The 23,846-nt window shown below is 44.7% G+C and carries 26 protein-coding genes and 1 pseudogene; 16 read left to right on the plus strand and 11 right to left on the minus strand.

Annotation, left to right across the window (positions count from 1 at the left end):
- Positions 1-179 precede the first annotated feature (179 nt).
- The 5 genes from ACWQAU_RS08595 to ACWQAU_RS08615 form a co-directional block, all read right to left on the minus strand.
- Complete coding sequence (locus tag ACWQAU_RS08595) at positions 180-626, minus strand: PTS glucose transporter subunit IIA (protein ID WP_027821760.1); 447 nt, start codon at positions 624-626, stop codon at positions 180-182.
- A gap of 452 nt (positions 627-1,078) precedes the next feature.
- Positions 1,079-1,405 carry a PTS sugar transporter subunit IIB gene (locus ACWQAU_RS08600; protein WP_003642267.1) on the minus strand — a complete coding sequence of 109 codons (327 nt, stop codon included), beginning with the start codon at positions 1,403-1,405 and terminating at the stop codon, positions 1,079-1,081.
- Between the two features lie 23 nt (positions 1,406-1,428).
- Complete coding sequence (locus ACWQAU_RS08605) at positions 1,429-2,901, minus strand: PTS sugar transporter subunit IIC (protein WP_011102003.1); 1,473 nt, start codon at positions 2,899-2,901, stop codon at positions 1,429-1,431.
- Entirely contained in the window at positions 2,901-4,283 is a 1,383-nt protein-coding gene (locus ACWQAU_RS08610) for a glycoside hydrolase family 1 protein (protein ID WP_015380877.1), read from the minus strand. Before ACWQAU_RS08610 ends, ACWQAU_RS08605 begins: the two co-directional genes overlap by 1 nt.
- 196 nt (positions 4,284-4,479) lie before the next feature.
- Positions 4,480-5,499: an SDR family oxidoreductase gene (locus ACWQAU_RS08615; protein ID WP_011102005.1), complete on the minus strand. Its 1,020-nt coding sequence runs from the start codon at positions 5,497-5,499 to the stop codon at positions 4,480-4,482.
- A gap of 105 nt (positions 5,500-5,604) precedes the next feature.
- Here ACWQAU_RS08615 and ACWQAU_RS08620 point away from each other — a divergent pair, with 105 nt between their 5' ends.
- The 3 genes and pseudogenes from ACWQAU_RS08620 (at position 5,605) to ACWQAU_RS08630 (ending at position 8,153) form a co-directional block, all read left to right on the plus strand.
- On the plus strand, positions 5,605-6,048 hold the full coding sequence (locus ACWQAU_RS08620) for a MerR family transcriptional regulator (protein ID WP_003642271.1): 444 nt from the start codon (positions 5,605-5,607) through the stop codon (positions 6,046-6,048).
- A 383-nt stretch (positions 6,049-6,431) separates the two neighbouring features.
- Positions 6,432-7,046, plus strand: coding sequence for a LysM peptidoglycan-binding domain-containing protein (locus ACWQAU_RS08625; protein ID WP_003643361.1), 615 nt, complete (start codon positions 6,432-6,434; stop codon positions 7,044-7,046).
- A 440-nt stretch (positions 7,047-7,486) separates the two neighbouring features.
- Positions 7,487-8,153, plus strand: a pseudogene (locus ACWQAU_RS08630) (LysM peptidoglycan-binding domain-containing protein).
- Positions 8,154-8,313: 160 nt separating this feature from the next.
- On the opposite strand, the gene ACWQAU_RS08635 reads toward ACWQAU_RS08630, so the two are convergent.
- The gene (locus tag ACWQAU_RS08635) at positions 8,314-8,916 is read right to left on the minus strand and encodes an SdpI family protein (protein ID WP_003643363.1); all 603 of its coding nucleotides are present in this window, start codon (positions 8,914-8,916) and stop codon (positions 8,314-8,316) included.
- A gap of 148 nt (positions 8,917-9,064) precedes the next feature.
- Here ACWQAU_RS08635 and ACWQAU_RS08640 point away from each other — a divergent pair, with 148 nt between their 5' ends.
- Positions 9,065-9,412 (plus strand): ASCH domain-containing protein, encoded by a 348-nt coding sequence (locus tag ACWQAU_RS08640; RefSeq protein ID WP_003642275.1) that lies wholly within the window; start codon positions 9,065-9,067, stop codon positions 9,410-9,412.
- On the opposite strand, the gene ACWQAU_RS08645 is transcribed toward ACWQAU_RS08640, so the two are convergent.
- Positions 9,398-10,291: a metal ABC transporter solute-binding protein gene (locus ACWQAU_RS08645; protein ID WP_003643364.1), complete on the minus strand. Its 894-nt coding sequence runs from the start codon at positions 10,289-10,291 to the stop codon at positions 9,398-9,400. The two genes, ACWQAU_RS08640 and ACWQAU_RS08645, sit on opposite strands and share 15 nt — an antisense overlap.
- Positions 10,292-10,405: 114 nt before the next feature.
- On the opposite strand from ACWQAU_RS08645, the gene ACWQAU_RS08650 reads away from it, so the two are divergent.
- The 3 genes from ACWQAU_RS08650 to ACWQAU_RS08660 all read left to right on the plus strand — a co-directional run bounded on the left by ACWQAU_RS08650 (position 10,406) and on the right by ACWQAU_RS08660 (position 13,037).
- A complete protein-coding gene (locus tag ACWQAU_RS08650; protein WP_003643365.1) occupies positions 10,406-10,930 on the plus strand; it encodes a hypothetical protein in 525 nt (174 codons plus the stop codon).
- 127 nt (positions 10,931-11,057) lie between these two features.
- Complete coding sequence (locus ACWQAU_RS08655; protein WP_027821759.1) at positions 11,058-11,702, plus strand: DNA-3-methyladenine glycosylase I; 645 nt, start codon at positions 11,058-11,060, stop codon at positions 11,700-11,702.
- Positions 11,703-11,900: 198 nt separating this feature from the next.
- Positions 11,901-13,037: a GGDEF domain-containing protein gene (locus ACWQAU_RS08660; RefSeq protein ID WP_011102009.1), complete on the plus strand. Its 1,137-nt coding sequence runs from the start codon at positions 11,901-11,903 to the stop codon at positions 13,035-13,037.
- Between the two features lie 70 nt (positions 13,038-13,107).
- Here the strand turns inward: ACWQAU_RS08660 and ACWQAU_RS08665 are convergent, their stop codons facing one another.
- The 3 genes from ACWQAU_RS08665 to ACWQAU_RS08675 all read right to left on the minus strand — a co-directional run bounded on the left by ACWQAU_RS08665 (position 13,108) and on the right by ACWQAU_RS08675 (position 16,305).
- On the minus strand, positions 13,108-13,533 hold the full coding sequence (locus ACWQAU_RS08665; protein ID WP_011102010.1) for a hypothetical protein: 426 nt from the start codon (positions 13,531-13,533) through the stop codon (positions 13,108-13,110).
- A complete protein-coding gene (locus ACWQAU_RS08670) occupies positions 13,533-15,053 on the minus strand; it encodes a Y-family DNA polymerase (protein WP_079111844.1) in 1,521 nt (506 codons plus the stop codon). Before ACWQAU_RS08670 ends, ACWQAU_RS08665 begins: the two co-directional genes overlap by 1 nt.
- Before the next feature lie 340 nt (positions 15,054-15,393).
- Entirely contained in the window at positions 15,394-16,305 is a 912-nt protein-coding gene (locus tag ACWQAU_RS08675; protein WP_027821758.1) for a LysR family transcriptional regulator, read from the minus strand.
- A 137-nt stretch (positions 16,306-16,442) separates the two neighbouring features.
- Here ACWQAU_RS08675 and ACWQAU_RS08680 point away from each other — a divergent pair, with 137 nt between their 5' ends.
- Genes ACWQAU_RS08680 through ACWQAU_RS08720 form a run of 9 tightly spaced genes read left to right on the plus strand, consistent with a single transcriptional unit; the run spans position 16,443 to position 22,486 of the window.
- Positions 16,443-16,862, plus strand: a complete 420-nt coding sequence (locus ACWQAU_RS08680; protein WP_027821757.1) for a membrane protein — start codon at positions 16,443-16,445, stop codon at positions 16,860-16,862.
- A gap of 16 nt (positions 16,863-16,878) precedes the next feature.
- On the plus strand, positions 16,879-17,622 hold the full coding sequence (locus tag ACWQAU_RS08685) for an SDR family oxidoreductase (protein WP_003642284.1): 744 nt from the start codon (positions 16,879-16,881) through the stop codon (positions 17,620-17,622).
- Positions 17,623-17,669: 47 nt separating this feature from the next.
- Complete coding sequence (locus tag ACWQAU_RS08690) at positions 17,670-19,076, plus strand: hypothetical protein (RefSeq protein ID WP_027821756.1); 1,407 nt, start codon at positions 17,670-17,672, stop codon at positions 19,074-19,076.
- A 16-nt stretch (positions 19,077-19,092) separates the two neighbouring features.
- Entirely contained in the window at positions 19,093-19,731 is a 639-nt protein-coding gene (locus ACWQAU_RS08695; protein WP_003642286.1) for an SDR family oxidoreductase, read from the plus strand.
- Between the two features lie 12 nt (positions 19,732-19,743).
- A complete protein-coding gene (locus ACWQAU_RS08700) occupies positions 19,744-20,238 on the plus strand; it encodes a YbhB/YbcL family Raf kinase inhibitor-like protein (protein ID WP_003642287.1) in 495 nt (164 codons plus the stop codon).
- 25 nt (positions 20,239-20,263) lie between these two features.
- Entirely contained in the window at positions 20,264-20,674 is a 411-nt protein-coding gene (locus ACWQAU_RS08705; protein ID WP_003643374.1) for a cupin domain-containing protein, read from the plus strand.
- Between the two features lie 13 nt (positions 20,675-20,687).
- Positions 20,688-21,041, plus strand: a complete 354-nt coding sequence (locus ACWQAU_RS08710; RefSeq protein WP_003642289.1) for a cyclophilin-like fold protein — start codon at positions 20,688-20,690, stop codon at positions 21,039-21,041.
- A gap of 16 nt (positions 21,042-21,057) precedes the next feature.
- On the plus strand, positions 21,058-21,813 hold the full coding sequence (locus tag ACWQAU_RS08715) for an SDR family NAD(P)-dependent oxidoreductase (RefSeq protein ID WP_015380907.1): 756 nt from the start codon (positions 21,058-21,060) through the stop codon (positions 21,811-21,813).
- A 16-nt stretch (positions 21,814-21,829) separates the two neighbouring features.
- Complete coding sequence (locus tag ACWQAU_RS08720) at positions 21,830-22,486, plus strand: NAD(P)H-binding protein (protein WP_027821755.1); 657 nt, start codon at positions 21,830-21,832, stop codon at positions 22,484-22,486.
- A 163-nt stretch (positions 22,487-22,649) separates the two neighbouring features.
- On the opposite strand, the gene ACWQAU_RS08725 is transcribed toward ACWQAU_RS08720, so the two are convergent.
- Entirely contained in the window at positions 22,650-23,840 is a 1,191-nt protein-coding gene (locus ACWQAU_RS08725) for an AbrB/MazE/SpoVT family DNA-binding domain-containing protein (protein WP_003642293.1), read from the minus strand.
- Positions 23,841-23,846: the final 6 nt, after the last annotated feature.

The raw sequence follows: 23,846 nt of genomic DNA on the forward strand, positions 1-23,846 counted from the left end.
CCGAAGATTTTTCCAGACCTGCTTTGTTTCTAGATACTTATGTCACAGCCTCTTCGTATTTAACAACTGCATTGCAATTGCTAGTTGACCTTGCATCAATCAACTATGGTGACGCGATGAAATTCCTTCTGACTCAGCTCATCGCAAACAATTACACACGATTAGCCCCATCATCCGTCCTACTTAGCAACAACCGTGGCAACTTCTTGGTCGTGGCTCACTTGTCCACTTGTGGATAAACTGATTTTTTCAGCGGGTTGCCCACCTTTATCCACAACCACCAACACCGTCATATCCTCCCCATTTTCAGCGGCCTGCTCTTGATCCACAAAAGCGAGTGGTGTTTCTGGTGTCACTTGGTCGCCTTCATGAACATAAGTTGCCGGAGTTGCGCTGGTATTAACACCCATTCGTAACCGTACCGTCAGCTTTCCAGCTGCCAGTTCGATCGCATTTTGTTCTGGAATCAGGGCACTGACGGTTCCCGTTACTGGACTGAAGATATGGTGGCGTTCTGGCGTCACCGCAAACCCCGTCTGACCCGCAGCGACTGCGGCTAAATCTATCAGTGTGCCATCAACTGGTGCATATAATTTAACTTTTTTACCAAATGAAAATAGTCCCATGATAAAACCCTCCTGAATTTGATGAATAGATTTCCATAATGGCGCTGGCCAGCTGCCGTTCTTTGATTACCTTTATCCTAACTGCTCGAACGGGTTTCAGGTCAAGGGTTTTATTTAATTTGTTTGATTAATAGCCATTTTGAATCAGCAGCCGTCCTTTAAAATTAAGCACTGTCAAAGTAACGCCCACACTAAATGCTTCTCTCGCTTACTCGCTTGCACACCCTCGCAGTACCGTATCGCGGGCCCCAGCCACCGACAAAAAATTCCCCACCAGCACTTAGCCAGTGAGGAATCGTAACATATATAACATCCTGAGATGCCCACCACCAAAACAATCTAGGATTTGGTTAGTGTTTGATTATCACTCGGACAAGTCCCAATCATGTTAAAGCAACCACCGCACACGTTGGTGATTCACGATTGCATTGACTTCCCCGGTTAAATCCTAATTATCTGTCGCCGAGTAACTTTTCAGCTGCTTGTAAGACATTTTCACCATTCATCATGCCATAGTCGGACATATTGATGATATCCATTGGAATCCCAGCCTTATCAGTCTTCTTCTTCACGTCATTCGCCATGTAGCGAACTTGTGGTCCTAATAACAAGACATCGGGATGCGGATCTTGACTCAGTTGATGGTCAATATCAGCCGCTGAGGTGGCAAAGATCTTGTAATCAACACCATCTTGCTTTGCCGCAGCTTCCATCTTAGACACTAATAGTGAGGTTGACATTCCCGCAGAACATGCCAACATAATAATTTTTTCAGCCATAATTATTTAATTCCTTTCTATAATTACATCTTTTCAATTTCAGCGTTACCAGCAGCAGCTTCCGCAGCGGCCTTTTCGCCTTCTTCCTTCGTTAAGATAGCATCGTACTTCTTAGCGAATGGGAAGTAAATTGCAGTTGACATGACCAACGTAATTGTTTGCCAGATAGCCATCTTCCAGCCACCAATCAGGAAACCAGAAATGATTGCTGGGGTCGTCCACGGTGCCGCGAAACCATTCAATGGTGGCACAATGCCGAAGTAGATGACCAGATAAGTGGATAAGGCCACGATAACTGGTGTCAAGAAGAATGGAATTGCCAAGAATGGGTTCATCACGATCGGTAACCCGAACAAGAATGGTTCGTTAATGTTGAATAATGCTGGAATAAATTCAACTTTACCAATCGTCTTAAATTGCACGGACTTAGCAGCAAACAACGTAAAGATAACAAGTCCGATCGTAATCCCAGAACCAGTTAAGTTAATGAAGTTATTGTAGAATTCATTAGTTACAATGTGAGCACCTTGGGCAACGGTCAACTTACCTGCTTTATATAATGAAGCATTGTCGAACGTGTTCGGAATCAGTAACCCACTAGTAATGGCACCCATGATCAACCCACCATGGACCCCAAAGAACCAGAAGAATGGCACTAAGAACGCAATAACCAGCGCACCACCGAGTGAATCGGATAATCCTTGAAGCGGTGTTTGAAGAACCTTGTAAATAAATTGCAACATGTCAGTATTACCGAAAGCACTGAAGGCCGCAAAGATTAACATTGCAACAATCAAGATGACCCCGGCAGGAATCATGGCAGTAAATTGGTTGGCAACACTGGCTGGTACTTGTTCTGGTAGGGTAATCTTCCAACCTTTACGAATCATAGCGGAGTAAGCCCAACCAACTAAGATACCGACAATAATGGCAGCGATCATCCCCTGACCACCTAGCCAGGTAATATTAACAACCCCAGTAACGGGTGCTTGCACAAAATTTTGTAGGACCTTTGGTAATTTATCGATATTCTGTGAAACGGCGCTACCTGACATCACGACATTCCCAGCAGCATTGGTAATCCCAGTACCGGCTTTACCCATCGCAGCTACTAATGGATTGGCAATGTTAAGCGTTTGCAAAAGTAAGAATACGGCCATGGAAGTTAACCCAGCGGGCAGTGGTTCATACCCTTCGTTACGCACATACACATAGGCAATCCCAACGGCCGCCCAAAGTGAGAGAACCCCAAACGTTACTGTATAGGCCTGGTTAAAGAACGCTGCCCAACCAGAGGCCTTAATAACAGCAGCCACAGCTGGAATTGGAATATTAGATAAGATCAAGAATACGGACCCAATGATAATAAATGGTAAGGCGTAGACCATCCCGTCTTGTAAGGCTTTAACTGGTTTAGTGTTAACGAACTTCATTATTGGCGGTAAAACTTTGTTGTTAATGAAATTGCTAACAGCACCATTACTACTATTTTCCATTACAATTCATCTCCATTTTTTGCTAGGACCCCTTGCAGCCAATAATATGACTTCTTGGGAACCCGCTTTAAGTCTTTTAGATCATGATTACTCCGGTTAACGTAAACAACTCCGTAACGTTTTTCGATATCTGCGTGTGAACTTGGAATATCAATCAAGCCCCAGCCGAGATAACCTAGTACCTTAGCGCCGTCGATCAACATGGCATCTTTCATCGCCTTGATATGTTCTTCATGATAAGTAATCCGCTCATCATCTTCGATCATATGCTGGCCATCCCAGTGCTCGCGTAACCCAATCCCATTTTCAATCGGGAACACGGGTACTTCGTACTGGTCATACAACTTGGTAATCAAGTTGCGGAAACCGAGTGGATCAATCGCCCAGCCCCATTCATTAGCTTGTAAAAAACGGTTGGCCTCAAATGAATAATTGAGATAACGATTCGGAACGGCATCAACGGGTATTTTATCCCCGTTGATAACCGTTGAACGATAATAACTAAAGGCCAAAAAATCCGCTTTCATTTTGCCAATGATTGCTTCATCACCTGGTTGCAAATCATAATCGATGCCCTGTTGTTCAACGTAACGCAGGACTTCTGGTGAATAGTGCCCGTGCACGTAAGCGTCATTCAAGTTGTTGTTCAAAAATTCGTCACTCTTACGAGCCGCCATAATATCAATTGGCTTAGCTGTTTCTGGATAAACCGGGGTGTAAGCTAACATACCACCAATCTTCACGTCATCGTAGTTCTGATGAACAAAGTCATCTAGGCGCGCGTGCGCTAACATAGTATGGTGGAAAATCCGGTATAAGTCGTTAACACTTTGATCACCCTTGGTGTACCCTGAAATGTTGAAGACTTCGTCGGTAAAGTATAAATTATGTTCATTGAACACGATCCAATATTTAACCCGGTCAGCAAAATGGGCAATCATCTTTTCACCAAAACGGACGAACGCATCAACGGTGTGGCGCGACATGAACCCGTTTTCATTTTCAGCTAAGGCTAACGGCATATCAAAGTGATACAGGCAAATCATCGGTGTAATCCCCCGTGCCAGCATCGCATCAACCAGCCGATCATAAAACGCAATTCCAGCGGCATTAAACTCACCATCACCATCTGGAACTACTCGTGACCATGAAATCTGAATTCGATACATATTCAAATGTAAGTCCTTCATCAAATCAAGATCTTCCTCGTAACGATGATATTCATCAATGGCATCATGCCAATCCGAAGTGGTTGCTGTCGCAGGACGAACATCATAAACTGAACGGCCCTTACCGTCTTCATCCCAAGCACCCTCAGTTTGCATACTTGACACTGAATTACCCCAGAAAAAATCCTTGGGCATCTGTCGCTCCTTATCCATCAAACTCCTCCTCTGTGTCATTTATTTTGGAAAACGCTTTCCTCGTGAAATAATACTATCCTATTTCTATTTCAAAATCAATACTTTTACTTTAAAAATATATACTTTTGTTAAAATAACTAAGTCCGGTTGCCACTAAAGTAGCTACAAAAAGCGGCCTGGCAGTAAATACTACTGCTAGACCGTTTTGATCGTCCTATTTATTCAAACCATTCTTAACCAGTGTATCGACAGCGGCTAATACCGCAGTATCAGCTGAGCGCGCTTGCCACCCTAACAATTGCTGGGCTTTTTGGGTACTGACCTCGTGATTGATGCGGATCATCAAACTAGACTCGCGTAATTGCCCACTAAATGGGGCTAACCCCCGCACAAACCAGTCTGGAATCAAATGTTTCGTCAGGCCTGCAGCCAACTGCGGCCGTTGTTCTTGAATCAATGTTTTGAGGTCCCGCATCGAGATTGGTGTGGCGGCCACTGCTAGAAAACGCTGATTGGCCGCTGCAGGCGCCGTCATCGCCCGAACCTCTAAGTCAGCGACATCGCGAACGTCGATGACATTGACTTTAAGGTTTGGCATCATCTGCCCAGTTAATATCCGACTAACTAGATTATAACTACCCGTGACGTGCCCATTAAGCGATGGCCCAAGCATGGCACCGGCATTAACCGTCGTGAATTCTGGACTATCAGCATGCGCCTTGCAATACGCCCAGCCAGCCTCTTCAGCAACCAACTTCGACTTTTCATACAACGAAAGCCCCGGTTGGTCTTCGCGGGTCCAGTCCACTTCAGTGACGGGATGATCATGATCCAAACGACTGAAGCCAACGGCACCAAGGTTGGCAGTCATGACGACCCGCTTAACACCGGCCGCCGTCGCTGCCTTTAGAACACGGATCGTGCCGACCTTGGCCGCACTAGTGACCTCATCAGAAGCCTGACCTTGATTAACAAATACTGGTGCCGCAACACTCATCACATACGTCACGTCACGCATTGCTTCGGCCCAACCCTGATCCTGTGTCAGATCCAGAGCAACAAATGTCAATCGATCTAAGTTAGGTGTACCCGCTAGCGTCTGCTTCACACCAGCTGCTTTATCTAACGACCGTAACGTTGCCCGAACCGGATAGCCCGCTGTTAATAGTTGTTTAATGATATGACTGGCTAAGAAGCCATTACCGCCAGTGACTAATACTAATGATTTATTCATGTTTAATTCCCCCGGAATATTGGTTGTTTTTTTCATCATGGCTTGTTAATATAGCTAATATAAACCTTAGACAATACTCTAAGGCAAGTGTTAGGAGGAATCTTTTTGACCTATACGATTAAAGAAGTCGCTGATAAGGTCGGACTAAGTGCGTACACCTTGCGTTTTTATGATAAACAAGGCTTACTTCCCTTTGTCAGTCGCAATGAATCCGGCTACCGAGCATTTACAGACGGCGATCTTCATCTATTACATACGATTATTTGCCTCAAAAATACCGGTATGGCAATCAGTGCTATTCGCCAATATATCAGTTATGTCATGGCAGGTCCCCAATCGATTGCACAACGACGAGAGCTGCTGACGACTCACCGCAATGCCATTCTTGCTCAGCAAGCCCAAATCATGAAAAATCTGAAGGAAGTGGATTACAAATTAAACCTATATAGTGATCCGCACGCGCGTGAATTAGTGCAAGAGGAAATTGCTCAAGCGAAGTCTGAAAAACAAGCCCTCGGTTTAGCAGATCCATTTCCAGTGACGGAATAAACTGTTAAATAGCCGTGTTTGACGCCATTTTCAAGCACTAAAAGCCGATTATACTAAAATAATCGGCTTTTTTTATGGCTGAATTTTGGGTGATTTCACGTCATAATGTTAATTTTAGGTAAGCCTCAACTTGGTTAACTTAGCTTGTCACTGTCCCCTATCAACCGATTTAACCAGCCTTTTTCAAAGTCACAGTTCGGTTACGAAGATTACAAAAGTCCGTATTCTTGTAATCTTTGCATTGCGTTCTTAAAACTCGCGACACTAACAAGTAACACGGAGGCGTTAGACTGGGTTCTGTTGATTGCGAATGACATCGCAGTTAAGATTTTTGTCAGTAACTTATTTAATCGATAATCACAAAATTTATAGGAGTGTCTAATTTGAAAAAACTTGTAAGTACAATCGTAACTACCTCAGCTGCAGCCGCTGGTTTATTATTCGCCGGTGTCCTCAATGCTAACGCCGACTCAACTTACACCGTTAAGAGCGGTGATTCCGTTTGGGCCATCGCACAAAAATTCAACACAACTATTAATCATGTTGAAACGACTAATAACATCAAGGGTCACTACATCTTACCTGGTCAAAAACTATCTATTAAGACGAGTTCAACCAGTTCTGATAACAACACCTCGTCAACGACTTCAAACACAACGAGTTCAAGTGCTTCAACGACTAGTTCTAGTTCAACTAGCAACACAACCGCAACGACCACTTCAACGAGTTCAACTGACTCCACGACTTCAAGCTACACCGGTAGCAATTTGAAGAGTTACGTTTTAAGTCAGATGCAATCACGGACTGGTGTCTCAGCTTCGACTTGGAACACGATCATTACGCGTGAATCCAACTGGCAACCATACGTCCGCAACAGTTCTAGTGGTGCCTACGGGTTATTCCAGAACATGCACATCAGCAGTGGTTCTGTTGAAGAACAAGTTAACGCTGCCGTTGCTCTATATGAAGCACAAGGTATGGCTGCTTGGGCCCTTTAATCTAAAACTATTAAGACAAAGTCGGGATTCCTCCCCGACTTTTTTTGTTGCGTTAAATTACTTTCTATAATCAACATCCTTTTAAACTTATAAGAACAATACCGGTATTAACTATTTAATATTGGGAATGTCACGTTAAACATTGTAATTGCCGCTATTTTTGCTAACTGGCTCAACTATCGGTAATTTCAGTAATTATTATATTGCTATTTCTGTCATATTTTTTATATTAGTAGCCGATATATTGTCACCGATACGTCCCGTCACGATAGTCTTCAACTATTCAGTAAAATATTTACTCCCCATAATTTTCTCAGAATCTCGCAATCGCTTCTTAAAATTAGCGACACATGCGAGTAATAAGTCGCCGCTATACTAATTTTTGTTGATCAACAATTGTACGACACGCTGATTGCTTACAAAAAATGGGAGAGTATAACTTGAAAAAATTATTAACCACAATCTTAACAACATCCGCTGCAACGGTTGGCCTACTATTGGCCGGAACTGTTTCTGCACACGCCGACGCAACTTACACCGTTAAGAAGGGTGACTGTGTCTGGGCAATTTCACAAGAATATAAGACGACGATCGAATCAATCGAAACAGCCAACAACATTCACGGCCATTTAATTTTACCAGGCCAACAATTACGGATTCCAGGGGTGAACGCCCAGGACCTTACTAGTCAAGCACCAGCGACACCGGTCGTTTCAGCGCCAGTTCAGCAGGCACCGGTCACCACACCAACCCAGCCAGCCAGCTGAAACACAGGCCGCAACTACGACTCAAACAACACCAGCACAAACTAACGAGACGGTTGCTTCGGCACCAGCAACTACCCCGGCAACTGAAAGCTATTCGGGTGATAACCTACAAAGTTACGTGCTCGGTCAAATGCAAGCACGGACTGGTGTTGACGCCGGAACTTGGAATCACATCATCAATCGTGAATCTAACTGGCAGCCACACGTCGTTAACGGCGCAAGCGGTGCATACGGTTTATTCCAAAACATCCATATTAGTGGTGGTTCCGTTCAACAACAAATCGACGCCGCAGTTAACTTGTACCACGCACAAGGCATGCAAGCCTGGGCCCTCTATTAAAAAGACACTAAAAAAGGCTGGAATTTTCCAGCCTTTTTTGCCGTTCAACGATTGTTAACAACGCTTCAACTAACCACGATTAACGTGACTTGTGCCACTCGCGACCCCTAATTATGATCCGCGTATATCAATTTGCCGTGTTAATAATCACCAACACAACTTACGTCAAGTGGGCCAAATGGTGCGCATAGCCCAACGCAATCACGATAATTCCCACAATGGCACTCACTTGATAGATTGGGAACAGTGTGGGCCATACCCAGCCGATGCCAACCATGCCGTAACTGGCGATTAATAACAATAGTCCGGTCAGCCAGTTGACTTTCTTCCAGATCACTGGCGAGTTGTACGTCCAGGGTACCCGGATACCCCAGGTCACATTCTGTGGAACATCCATACAAATTCCACCAACCACACTGGAAAGCACGCCGAGTGTAAGCCCGGAATTGGCCGGCTGAAACCATATCGGAACGACTAAAATTAGGATAAGATACCCCAACCACCCCATTGCCAGATGATCCGTCATCGCTATGAAGTCAAACGGCGTCAACGCTAAGCGATTGGTCAGCCATGGGGCCACTAACAAGAATAGAAAAGCGCCGGTCAAGTAAACCAACCCTAACCAAGTAAACTGTTGATTGCCCAATTGCAACGGCTGGCCGATTAGTGAGCGGCCCCACGCATACATGATGATTAACGCGCTCATCGTGCCAACGATTTGTAATCTAACTGGAATCGCTGTTCGTTTTGCCAATTGTGCCATCCCCCTTGTATTGTTAACCTAATTATAGACAGGCGCCAGCTACCTACCACTAATATCCGGTGTTCAGGCACATCATTGCCATTATTTAGGCCCCTATTTCGTTAGTTATCCACTATAATTAAGACTAAACTGATTAGGAGGACGTTCAATGACCACCATGCAATTGATTCATCCACAATGGCTGTTAATAAAATCGGGGCTCAAAACAATTGAAATCCGTTTAAACGATGCAAAACGCCAAGCCTTACAAGTCGGTGACATTGTAAATTTCATCGATCTGACGACTGGCCAGCAGCTCACCACTCAGCTCATCGACATCACGCGTTTCGCTAGTTTTGAATCCTTACTGAGCGAATACACCGCCGTTCAAGTCGGCAGTGCCCCGGGAACGCCGGTAACACAGATGGTTCAAGAAATGCTAACGTTGTATTCCCCCGTCCAAGTTGCGCAATCGGGCGTCGTCGCCTTGCAGGTCCGTCCCTTAATCGGACAATAACTGGTTGAGCTGGCGATACTGTGCCAACATCCACTGTTGATAAGTCAACTTAGCTGGCATGGTTTCAGTCACATTCAACACTGGCACCTGATTCTTCTTGGCTAATGACACCATGTTAGTCACTAATTTATCACTAACTTGGCTGTTATTCACAAAGAAGGCGACTTGCCGACTCTTTAATGCCTGCTGCATCTTGTGGATAACTTGCGGTGCTGGGTCAGTGCCCTTCTCAATCGCATTTTCAAAGTCTTGATTAGCAACCTTAAACCCTAAACTGGTCAATGCGTAATCAAAGACGGGCTCACTGACTAACACTTGCCGATTCTTTAACTTGTTAGCCTTCGCTCGTAACTTGGCCTGTTCCTGTTGAATCGGTTTAAGCGTGGCGATGTACTTGCGGGCGTTGGCCTTAAAATACGTGCGATACTGGGGTTGCTTTTTAGCTAACTGATTAGCGAGATAGTTCGCGGTGGCGGGCATCGTTGCACTGTCATACCAGAGATGCTCGTTAGCCCCTTCCTTGCGATGCATCACGTCCTCGCCGACCCGAATCAATTTGGCTCGTTGCGTCGAGTGCACGACCTTGTTCATCCAGCCATCATAGCCGATGCCATTAGCGATGACGAGATCAGCCTGACCAACCGTCTTAGCCACGGTTGGTGTTGGCTCAAAATCATGGGGATCAACGGACGGTTTGTTGATAATTGACGTCACGCTGACGTGCTTGCCACCGACAGCTTTTGCCACACTACCATAAAAATTCGTCGTCGCAACAATGTTGACCTTATGCGATTCAGCAGTCGTTGACTTAGACTGACAGCCCGTTAACAAGCCCCCACCAATAACAAGTCCACCTAGTAATAGCCACAAACGTTTCACAATTGCCACTCCCTTTTTAAATAGTAATCATTACGTTTTAAAGAATAGCAATAAATGCCATTCTTGTAAATAGTAATATTTACGTTTTACAATTTTATTCGTTAGGAGTTTCTTATGAAAAAAATTCTGATTCCGATTATCACTGTTCTTATTATCGGTACCATTGTTGGTCTCAGCACCCTACACCGCACCCCGCGAGCCACCACAACTACGGTTCACAAATCACGCGTTATCCAACAACCACAACCGATTACCGAAACGACCATTGCTAAACAGCCTGCTTTAAAATACAGCTGCATTATTTATTACGCAATCAAGCACTTAAAGATTCAGCGTTGGCAAGAAGTTAGTGATTTCAGCTTGGGTTGGCAGGTCGAAATTTACACTGACCAGGGGCAAACTAAGTATCTGGTTTGGTCTGATAAACACATTAAGGCAGATGCCAAGCAACTCCAGCCGAACTGGTTCACACTCAAAAATGACCATGTCACTTATGACAGCTTTGGTGTTCATACTTTTAAAAAAGATCTGACTGCCACAGTCAGTATGAGGACCATTCTAGCTCAGATCAAGCGTGACCACGCGACGAAAACCGTTCGCCACATGCCAACTAACCTTGTAATCAAAGATCATCGTTGAACACGCTTTAAGTTAACTTTTCCATTCTCAGGAGGATTGGAAAAGTTTTTTTTATCCACGTGTTTTCCGACCCATTTACCGTATTTAGTTAGTGTCTACTAATTGATTTGGAAATGAGGCTTGTTTAATGATTACCAACTGGTTTGATGATGATCCACTATTCAATCGTTACTATCCGTACGATGCCGGCTACCGGTATTACTTTGAACACGAATGGGGTATCCCGGTTCAGCGCGATGAACAATTATTTGAGTTTCTGAGTCTTGGCGGTTTTGCCGCTGGTCTCAACTGGGCCGTCGTGTTCAATAAACGCTCAGCATTCAGCGCAGCATTTGACGCCTGGCAAATTGAGGTGGTGGCAGCGTATCGCCCAGAACAAATCACCGGTCTCCTCAGCAATTCGGCCATCATACGAAACCGTCGTAAAATCGAAGCCGTGATTCACAACGCTCGCCTGATTCAACAAATTCGGACCACACAGTCTTTTAAAGACTATCTCTGGCAACAATTGGGCCATCAACAATTAATTATCCAGCCCCAGTATTATGATGAACTCCCACGCACAACAATTACTGGCGATCGCATCGCACAGCACTTACAACAAGTTGGTTTTAAATTTGTCGGTCCGGTAACGATTAATGCTTGGCTGGTAAACACCGGTTTTATTACGGCACGTCCCGACCAACTGGGCATTATTACGACGACTCCCCGGCCTTCGTCAACGATGCTGCCCCCACGCTCACCGCACCAACTCGGGCATTTTAAGCCTTAACCCAGGCTTGTTGCGCTGCTTTAATTGCCGTTCGGCGTATCTAGCGCGAGGCCCGCTGATTTTCCCTGATAATAACGGCTAAAAAGCCAATTAAAGTCCATAATCACAGTCGCTATTTAGCAGTTAAAGGGATATACTTATACCGGCGTCATTTAATTCGAACCAACGCAGTTTTTGCGATTTGAAAGGTGTTTGCGTATGACTTGGTCACATTGGGAGATAACTCCATTTATTACAAGTGTTTTTTTCATCCTAGGCGTGCTGACCCTTTTTTGGGTATCACAAAATTGGATTATCAACTTCTTCAATACTCATCATTGGCGGGTTGACCAATCGCTTATTACCGACTGGTACGGCTTAATCTACATGATGTTATTTGTCTTTGGGATGCAAACTGCCGTTGTGGGCCAGAACGACGCCTGGATTTTCATGAATTTCCAGCTCATCGGGCTAACTTTTTGTGGCTACTTTCTCAATGTACGTGTCCGCTATTACTACTTGTACCCGCTTGTCTTTATCTTTATGGGCTTCAATCACTCCTTGTATTACTGGGAGTCGTGGGGGCACGCCGTCACACTGATCCTCTTCTTTACGGCGCTCGGCCGATTGCGTAAACACGTCCCACTCCAAACGAAACAGGGACAAGTCACACTTTATTTAGTCACTTGTGCTGGTTTTGGGGCCGTTCTCTGGTGGTTCATGAAGCTTAAGTTCAACTTATCATGGGCAACTTATTGGCAAGAATGGACCTACCTACTCGTCTTTGCTTCCTTGCTCTATATCTACGCCAGCATGTTGTCAGCCAATGCACACCTCAAACAGAATCTGGTCGCATTCGCTAATCACGACGCTCTGACCAAAATCGAAAATTTTGCAGCTTACAAAACAGCCATTAATTATCAGGTTACAAGCAGTCGGAAAAACGGCTCACAATTGACCATGCTGATGTTTGACATCGACCACTTCAAACAAGTCAACGACACTTATGGTCACTTGGCTGGCGACAAAATTCTTCAGCACGTCGCCCAAGTAGCTACGATTGTCTTTCATGCTAATAATCCGCAAATCTCACTATATCGAACCGGTGGCGAGGAATTTAACGTTATCTTCCCCAACTATGATTTAACCGAAGCACTTGCGGTCGCTGAACAACTATTTGCGGCCATCAATCATATCGCTGTACCAGTTAATGATCATCAAATCCAACTGTCGATCTCGATTGGCCTATCAGAATTAGCAGCTGATGACCAATCACCAACGGCCTTTTATCAGCGCGTCGACGCCAATCTATATCATTCTAAAAAGCACGGACGAATGCAAATCACCGCGAAATAAAATAATCATTAATCTTAAAAGGACGGTTCTAACGACTAATTTTAGTCATTGGAACCGTCCTTAATTAAGATTAATTCGCTACAGAAACGCTACGGATATTGGCCATCGCAATACTTGCTGGTGCCGTTAGATAAATCCGGGCTTGATGCCAATCGAGCTTCACCAACTGGCTGGTTGCCGTCTGATAATAGCCAACGGTATCGTTAAAATAATCGACGTTGAGCAATGGTAGTTTTGGTAACGCTGCAATCTGTTTCAACTGGGTCGCCACAGCTCGTTTATCCTGAGCATTTGGATAGTGTTTATGGGCATAGATTGCAGCGTGTTTTTCAATCAAGTCATGATAACCAGTCAACGCCGCGAACGGCGCAAATTGGGCAGCACGGTCTGCTTGGGGCATTGGTAAATGCCTTGAAGTAGGTCGCGAGCACTCTAAAATATCCGCATAGCGACTCGTATCATTAAATAACGCAGTAGTACTGGCTTCTTTTGTCATTAGGCACGATGTCCCCCAATCTGCTCATTACGTTCAATCGTAGTTGAACTCGGTTTTAGATCTGCCAAGCGAATGACGACATTCTTATTCCCGGAACGACGTTGTAATTTCAAAATAGCGCGTTGCAATTGCCCATCGCGTTCACGTTTGCGTTGTGCGTCTCGTTCTTGCGCTTGGGCCACTTCTGGATTTTCAAATAAGTTAGTTTGTTGATACCGAGGTTGGCGCCTAACCTGCTGTTCGTCGACCAAATGGTTCGCCATAACGGTCACACGTCGAACCATCAATTGACGATTAACGACTTGTTGATAAAGCTGTTGATACGCAGCCCCTAGCTCGTGTTGTGAAGCACTCGCCTGCGCTAATGTCACCGTGGTATGGGCGGGCTTTGGTACTTGTCGCCCATAGTAGTCTTCGGTGACCGCACCCTGATAATGCGTGCCAACTGACGAAGCATTAGCATCGTAATCAATACGAATTCCCAACTGATCTGTCACCACGTGGCGAGCAACCAGTTCGAGTGTCAAATTATTCACCATGCCGCGTAACACGGCCTGCCCTTCAGTATAAGTATACGGTCGCATCAACACTTGACTGGCATATATACCATGTTCGCTAGCATGGTAATTTTTGATGTCAGCAATTGTTGCCGACTCATCGCCCCACGCATGATCAATTAACAGTTCCGCGTTTTTACCAAACTCACGATATAATTGTTCTTCATTATGAGAATCCGACAAGGTTCCTAGTGAACAGCGCGCAATGTCACCCATCGTATTGAGCCCCAGGGCTGCCAACCGCTTAGCATAGCCATGACCGACTCGCCAAAAATCAGTCAACGGCTCGTGCGCCCATAAGTATTGCCGATATTGCTGCTCATCCATCTGTGCAATCCGAACACCGTCAGTGTCAGCGGGAATCTTCTTGGCAACAATATCCATCGCCACCTTAGCTAAGTAAAGATTAGCACCAATCCCAGCCGTCGCCGTAATCCCAGTCTCGGCCTGAATCTCGTGAATCATCGTCTTTGCCAGTGCGTGTGGTGAAACCTGAAAAGTACTTAAGTAGTCTGTGACGTCCATGAAGACTTCATCAATCGAGTACACGTGAATGTGTTCTGGCTTAATGAAGCGCAAATAGATATCATAAATCGCAGCACTCTTCTGCATGTAATAACTCATTCGTGGGGGAACGACCCGATAATCGATACCCAAATTAGCATGCTTGAGGAGCTGATCACGATAAATTGAGCGATGCCGCCGAACCGCCTGATAGGAAGTCTGGCGACCACGGGCGCGATTTAAAGTTGCGACCCGTTGTTCAACTTGAAATAACCGGGGCCGCCCTGGAACACCAAATTGCTTTAGTGCTGGCGAAACCGCCAAACAAATCGTCTTATCAGTGCGACTCGTATCAGCGACAACCAAATTGGCATTCAATGGGTCGAGTTGATGAGCAACGCATTCGACTGAGGCATAGAATGATTTTAAATCAATTGCCATGTATGTTCGCTGTTCCATCAATATAATGACTCCCTTCCAATTAATCGGCACAATCGCAGTCGTTGTTCACCTTAACATTTTACTGGTAATCCAAAGTAAATCTCATGCTGCTGATCGAATTTTAACGATAGCCGCATGTCGCTCGCCCCCATGACACTCACTTTTGGATGAAACCTGACTCAATAATTTGTCGTTAAAAGAACATATGTTCTTTTAACTAATTATAAATTAAAATCAGGTTGAATGCCAGTATCCGTTAACAAATAATTGCACACTTCAAATTAGACTTAAGCCCCAAAAAGGCACCCGTCCACCAGCACGTACCGTGACCACGAACAGTTGCCTTTTTAATGTCATTTTATGAGTGGCTCTGCGTTTCAGTCGGGACCAACTTCGTAAATTCATGTAGAAAATCTGCCGTCTTCTTACCCGGGAACTTGGTGCTTAATAGGCCATACGGTACTGTCACGGACGTTTTCAGCGGTACTGTAACTAAATTCGGATGAATTCTTTTCCACGGCGTAAGCGAAATCATTGCGATATTCTCCTCAACGGTCTCATTAAACGTATTGATGTCATAACGCCCGCTAGTATCAATTGGCTGAATACTAGGTTCTGCCGCCAACATTTCACTCCGAACCAGATCATTTTTCTCACTAATTCCCGTTGACACCATCAGAACTTTACGATGCGCAAGGTCACTGTACGTGATTTCATCCAACTGGGCTAATGGATTATCACTACGGACAGCAATTCCAAAGTGATACGCTCCCAACTGTATCGCACTAAAGGACTGCTTCAAAGTTGTGCTATCGAACGTCCCAACGATTAAATCACTACTCCGACCAAGCATCGCATACTCACGATTTCTCGAATTCAAGTCTTCCTGCAATTGAACTAATCTAATCTGAAATTTAGGCATTTTTGGTGCCAGTTCTTTCCATAATGACATGAAGACATCAGCAGGATGTAGTAAGGAAGTTCCCAACAAAATCAGTTGCTTATCGTCTGAACGGACCCGTCGCGTCTCTTCAATGGCCGTGTTTAGTAAATCGAGCAACTGTTGCACATACGGTTGGAACTTCTTACCCTGTGGTGTGAGTTGGACCCCGGTCGCAGTTCGGACGAATAGTTTTAGGTTAAGCTCCGCTTCCAGCCGGTTGATCTGTTTCATTACCGCAGTACCCGATATAAAACTCTGTTCCCCCGCCTTCGTAAAACTACCATACTCACTAACTCGTAAAAACGTCTGTAATTGATTAAAATCCACAACGGTCACCTCCTAACCTTCTAGTATAAACTAAAAGTTAATACTAAGCTAACTAACGGATTCTTCTCAGGAGGCACGTTGCTGGCTATACTAGTCATTGTAGTTGAGGCACAGCACATCAGAAACGAGATGATTAATTGAACAAAAAGTTTATGCAAACTATTTTTCAAATTATTGTTACCGTCGCTGCACTTGTCGTCATCGTCTATGCAGTTCAGCAACACTCACCAACCACCAACAAGTCTAACCAAGCAACCAAGCAACAGACAAGCGTTACCCATTCGGACAACTCGCATCTGACCGAAGCGGATGTCGTTGGTGTTTGGATCAATCACCACAACAAAGATATTCACCAACAAATCACTTTCACTGCGGATCACAAGTGGAAGGAGAACCAACATCACGTTACTAATATTTATTCCGGTACTTGGAAAGTTATTGGGCACAATCAAATTTCACTATCACCCTATGGTGAAAAAATCCAGCTTTCCGGTCATGATTTTTCCACAATGGACGTCTTAAATTACCATCACATTTTAAATAAACAAAAAAATTAATCAGGAGGGAACAAATATGTCAGTAAAAAACAAAGTTATCGTTATTACAGGAGCCTCATCGGGTATTGGCGAAGCCAGTGCCAAATTGTTAGCCAGCCATGGTGCCAAAGTTGTTTTAGGTGCACGGCGTGAACAACGCCTACAGAAATTAGCCAATAAAATCCAGCAACAAGGTGGGCAAGCCACTTACCGCGTAACGGACGTGACTAAGCCTGAAGACTTAACAGCGTTAGTTGCTTTAGCCAAGCGAGAATTTGGCGGTATTGATGTCATTTTCAATAATGCCGGTATCATGCCGACTTCACCAATCAGTGCACTAAAAACTGATGAATGGAATGCCATGATCGATGTGAACTTAAAAGGTGTTTTGAACGGTGTCGCCGCAGTAATGCCTGATTTCACCAATCAAAAGTATGGTCAAATCATTACGACATCTTCAGTAGCTGGGCTTAAGAGTTTCGCTGGTTCCGGCATCTATGGTGCAACTAAATTTGCAGTACGCAACTTAATGGAAGTAATCCGCATGGAAAGTGCTCAAGAACACACCAATATTCGGACCACCAGCCTCTATCCGGCAGCTATCAACACTGAATTATTGCACACCATTACCGATACCAATGCTAAGCAAGGTATGAATAAATTATATGCATCCGTCGGTATCACCCCAGATGCAGTGGCCCGTGTCGTTGACTTCGCAGTTGCACAACCAGATGACGTCAACGTCAATGAATTTACCATTTACCCGACAAAGCAAGGCTAATCGATGACGACAATCCACGATCAATATTAGAAAGAAGCGATTCATGAATGGAACGGTCTATCAATAAAGCGACGATTTATCACAGTCTAGTTTTAAGCCTAATAATCATTCAGTTACTAAGCTTAATTGTCCCCGTCAACTTGACACTATTAAATGCCGTGCTTGCAATCGGGGTCTCAATTCTCGGAATTCAAAGCTTAAGCCGCTCTTTTCAAGTCGCGACATTGATCTTTTTCATTGCTGGGTTGGGACTGCTAAGTACTACGGGTTTATCAATCAACGGTCTAGCCATGGCAATCACTTCAATGGCCGATATCGTGGTGTTACTAGTTGTTATGCAACTTTTCTTAATCCCTGTCACCATTGGCAACTACCAAGCTACTGTCGAAGCATTCATGCAAAAGCACATTCGTGGCCCCAAACAAACCTTCACCTTTGTCATGATTGTCACGCACCTACTATCAAGTATTCTCTCCATGGGGACCGTTGCCATTGTCCTATCAATTCTAGGCGACAGTATCAAGCGCCAAGTCAAAGACGCCACCCGTTTTTCGGCAACAGCCGTAACCCGTGGATTTACGCTCGGCACATTATGGGCACCTGGAGCAGCAACAATCTTTCTAATCAGTACCGTTACTAAAGTCGGGTGGACCCAATTATTCATACCATGCCTGATTTTAGGCCTGTTAGGATTATTGCTAGCGTATTTGATGGAACATAACCAACCGTATATGCGAATTCAGCCCGTGACAACCAATACTAAGCAGCAGACTCGTTTTACCGAACACGCATCACTTGTCAGTTTAGTGGCGGCCGTTATTGCCCTACTAATACTCAGCTTTGTTTTAATGGAAAGCAAAGTCGTAAGTTCAATGAACGCTGTTACACTTTCCGGTTTACTAATTGTCCTGATTTGGGTCACGGCATTAGGGCTCAAGCCGACTACGGGCCAAACAGCCTTCAAATTTGCACTAAAAAAAGCTAGCCTTGATTATTGGCAACACGGAATTGCAAGCGGTGCAGCGCTTGCGCCGTTCTTTGTTGGAATCGGCACGTTCACGTACGGTTTTCAACATTCCACTATCAGTAGCGAACTAACCCACGCGTTAGCACCAAGCTTTGCTCACCTTGGCTGGTTATTGGTCGTTTTAATTCCCATTATTGTCGTATTGGTTTCCCTAATTGGCATTCACCCACTAGCATCAGTAGCACTAATTGGCAAGATTATTATGACCATGCACATTGCCCTTTCACCACTATTAATCGCATTGAGCCTGAATATCGGAAGCGTCGTTGCATACATGTTATCACCGTTTGCAGGTATCGTCATGATTGTCGCGACCCTGTTACATGTCAGCTCAGCAACTGTCTCGGTACGTTGGAATTGGCAATTTTGCCTCATCTTCCTCGTACTTAGTTTGGGCGTAGCAACTTTATTAAGTCTTATTTTTTAAAAGAGAGGTTCTTACAATGAAAAAAGTTATTTTATTAGGTGCTACCAGTAACATTTCAAAATATTTAATTCCACGCCTACTTGCAAAAAACGATGTTGAACTCACACTATTTGCTCGTCAAGCTACTCGACGGCTTCATCAGTACGCCGCCCAATCGCAGGTTACTCTCACGAACGGCAATTGGAATAATTCCGCTGATCTTACGGCGGCAATCGCGGGTCAAGATATCGTTTACTTGGCAACGGGGCATTTCACCACCGCCAATCAAAATGTTGTCGATGCGATGAAGCAAAATGGTGTCGAGCGCCTAATTGTCGCAGGTGGTTTAGGCATTTACGATGAAGTCGCTGGTAAATTTGGTATTTGGAATGCCCAAATGATGGGTGATTATACTGAAATCAAGCGAGCTGCTGCCGTGATTGATAATAGTGGACTAAACTATACATTTTTAAGAATGGCCTGGCTATATAATAATGACCAGCATACGGACTACAAGGTCATTCCTCAGGGGATGCCATTCAAAGATACGCAGGTGACACGCCAGGCCGTTGCTGACCTGATTACTGAAATTATTCACAATCCCCAATTATATCAGCGAAGTAGCATTGGCGTCGCTGAACCCAATACTGCTTGGAACAAACCTGGTTTTTACTAGGAGGTCGGTTTAATGCAAATTAAAGTTGATTTAGACGATGGCTTTTTACCACGAATCTATACCAGTAACGCGAACGTCAAACACTCAGGCCAACCGATTCTATCGTTTCCAATTGAAATCAAATCAATTCCTGCAATAACGACTGCGTTTGCTATTTCGCTCATTGATTACGACGCCGTCCCACGAACGGGTTTTCCGTTCATTCACTGGCTCGCGACCAATATTCCTGTCATGGCAGAAATCCCAGCCGATTTCAGTCGTAATTTTGAGGGCCCCCAAGGTCAAAACTCATGGATGTCACGCTTTTATCAGTTAAACGATTCGTATTTCGCCGATCACTATGCCGGACCGAATCCACCTGATCAGCCTCATCGATATACACTATCCGTATTTGCACTCAAGCACAACTTGCCGTTGAATAACCGCTTCTATTACAACGACTTCCGTGAACAACTAGTGGGAAACGTACTAACAAAAGCCGAGCTTCAAATTTTAGCCCACAATTAATTTTAAATGAAAGGTGTTTTTAACAATGAACAATAATGAAAATAGCGTCCAACACGGCATTTTTGCAATGGGAGATTTAAACGTTGCTTTTCAACAATACTTTACCGGTAAAAGTTACCACAACGCTCTAGTGAAAGACGAGCAAGTCAACGTAACTGTCAGCAACGTCAGCTTTGAACCCGGAGCCCGTAACAACTGGCATATCCATCACAATGGCTATCAAATCTTATTAGTCACTGGTGGCGAAGGCTGGTACCAAGAAGCCGGGCAACCGGCACAGCGATTACATCCTGGTGATGTGGTGAGCACCCATGACGGTATCAAACACTGGCACGGTGCTACTAAAGATAGTTGGTTCAGTCACATTGCCATCACTGCAGGCACACCAGAATGGCTATCACCCGTTAGTAATGACGAATATAACGCATTGGCTTAGGAGGTACTAGATAATGAAGAAAATGAAGATAACAGCCAACGACCGCCACTTCACAGCAAATTTGGAAGAAAATGCCACCACCGCAGCGTTACTTTCACAACTACCACTAACACTGCCGATGCTCAACCTTTATAACCGTGAATTGACGTATCGTTTTCAGCAGGCACTCCCTGCTAACGAGGCACACACTACTGGCTATGCAGTTGGTGATATCGCCTACTGGACACCGCGACACAGCTTAGTGATTTTTTATGAGCAAACTGGCGAAGTGATTAGTAACCTTCAAAAAATTGGTCACATTAATGCTGGCGATTTGAAACAATTCCGTTCATCAAGAAATATTAAAATGCAGTTTGAAGAAGATTAATTAAGGAGAGAAAGTCATGTTCAATTTTACAGATAAAGTCGTTATTGTTACAGGTGCACGCACGGGAATCGGCCTGAGTGCTGCCACTCTATTCGCCAAAGCAGGTGCTCACGTCATTTTAGCTGGCCATCATGAACCTAAAGACGAAGCCCAACAGCTAGTCGATCATGGCTACTCAGCCGTTTCATTCAAGTGTAACGTCGCTGATCCCAAAGACGTCGCCGGAATGGTGAAATTCGCAGTTGCTCAGTTTGGGCACCTCGACTATGCTTATAACGATGCTGGGATTCAAAGTCCAGTCACCGATACCGCCGATCTATCGGTTGAAGAATATGATCATGTCATGGATACTAACTTAAAAGGCATGTTTCTCAGTATGAAGTACGAATTACGACAGATGCGTGCTCAGGGAACACCAGCCGCAATCGTAAACTGTTCTTCAATGGGTGGTCTCGTTGGTATTGCTGATCGAACTGCCTACCACGCTTCAAAGCACGGCGTCTTAGGCCTGACAAAGAGTAGCGCCTTAGAATACGCTGACCGGAATGTTCGGATCAACGCCGTGTGTCCAGGAATCATTGATACACCAATGGTTGCCCGAATGGATGATACTGAACGACAGGAGATGGACGACCTAGTCCGCGAAATTCCCATGGGGCGTTTAGCTAAACCAGAAGAAGTCGCTCAAGTCGTACTCTTTCTTTGCAGTGATGCTGCCAGTTACATGGTTGGTCAAGCCGTCGCTGTTGACGGTGGTTACACTATTCACTAATACGAGGAGGATCAGAATGACCAAGGTTTTAATTTTAGGGGCTAACGGTCGAATTGCGCGGATTGTGGAACAACGACTCCTAGCCGAAACTGACGTCCAGTTGACACTAGTCTTAAGAAATGCAGGGCGCCTACTAGTCACTTCACCAGAACGAGAAACGGTTATTCAAGGTGATGTCAGTGATTCACAGCTACTAGACACTGTTATGCCTAATCAGGATATCGTCTATGCAAATCTAGCCGGGAATATGGCATTATTGGCACAGACCATTATCACGTCAATGAATCGCAATCCTGTGCCCCATCTTATTTGGGTCACAGGATCCGGACTCTACCACGAAACCCCTAATCCATTTGGCGCTTGGGTCGAACAGGTAGTCGGTCACGCTGCTAAAAACGATACGCGACATGCGGCCAGAATAATTGAATCATCGGATATTCCTGCTACAATTATTCGTGCGGCCTATATGACCGACGATACCAAAATTGACTATGAACTGACTTACAAAGGTGAACGCTTCAAAGGAACCATGATTTCACGCGCTAGTATTGCTGATTTAATCATGAAGATTATTGCTGAGCCAACAGCATACGAAAATACCAGCCTTGGTATTTCTCAACCGGGCACTGATAACATGTTGCCACAAGTCAAATTGATGGCTCAGCATCGCTAAATGTGAACATTTAAAAGTAATCAATTACACCTAACCCGCTTCAACAATCATCCATAATTAATAAAACTGGCTGCTAGACACTTTAAACCGTGTCTAGCAGCCAGTTTTATCTGATTCAATTATTATTAATATACTCAGCCACCGTTTCAAAACAACGTGGCACTTATTGCCCTGCCGTACTTTCCTGCTCCAACTTAATCGTCAACAATTCCGGGTCTTCATTGACTAACGCTTGTAGACGTGAAAATAGCATCAGCAACCAGCCAAACGAAATCGCAAAGGCTTGAATCTCAAATGCCGTCAGCGATGGATACCCAAACCAGCGAAAACCAAAGTTGAGTAGTAATAGCACCACGCCAACGCCGTATGAGAGCCACAGAAAATCTTTCGTCACGGCTGGTAATAGCCACCGCACCCCCACAATCAACAAGACTAACAACGTGACCAAGCCACCAGCAACTAAGTCATGTAACCAGTGAAACGTCAGGTTGTTAGGAAATAGCCCGACCGCCCCGAAATCGACAGCGGTCAACGTCAACAATATCCGCAAGGTTGACGTTCGCCAAGTACGCGGATAAATTCGACTAAGTGAAACAAATAGATAGTCAATCAGAACGACCATCAATAACGCCGAAAAAATCAGTGTCAAGTTGAATTGCCAGGCATTTTCAGCGGCATGCGTCCCTAAAAAGCTTAAATTATGCTGCCACCATCGCCGTTGACCATTGGCGGCCATTGAGATAACACAGCCACTGACAATCACCACCGTTAAAATCGTTGATAACGACCGCGCATTTATCGTCAACGCAGCGCTAATCATGAACGCATCCGCAAAATACGTAAACAAGACCAGTAGCAACATAGATGTAAAGCGATCGAAGATGACATCTGGAAATAATAATTCTAATACCCAGAAAGCCCCGACCAGCGCAAAGGCTAAGATCATAATAAACGCAATCGTAATAACTGGAAAGTTCCGCCAATAAATATGGCGCGAAAATCGATTTTCTGGATCATTACGCGTTTTTAAGAAAAAGCCGACAAATAGCACTGCGCCGGTAACCACACCGGCCACAATCGTCAAACTCCCGATTGATTGCGCACCTGTCAGTGGAACTGGTCGCACTTTTTGAAACCACCAGTACCCGTAACTGGCTAACCCCGATAGGATTGCAACCAACAGCGGCCAGATTATCAAGTATTGCTGCCACTGTGGTTGACGTGGCTTAATCTTCTCTAAGACTAGTGCGTCATTGCGCACCTTTAACTGTAACTGATCATCGCGATCAATCCCGGCTCGTTTTAATGCTGAGACTGGGATTGAAACCCGCACTTGTTGCTCTTGCCCTGCCATGTCCGA

This window comes from Lactiplantibacillus sp. 3062 (genome assembly GCF_055413545.1).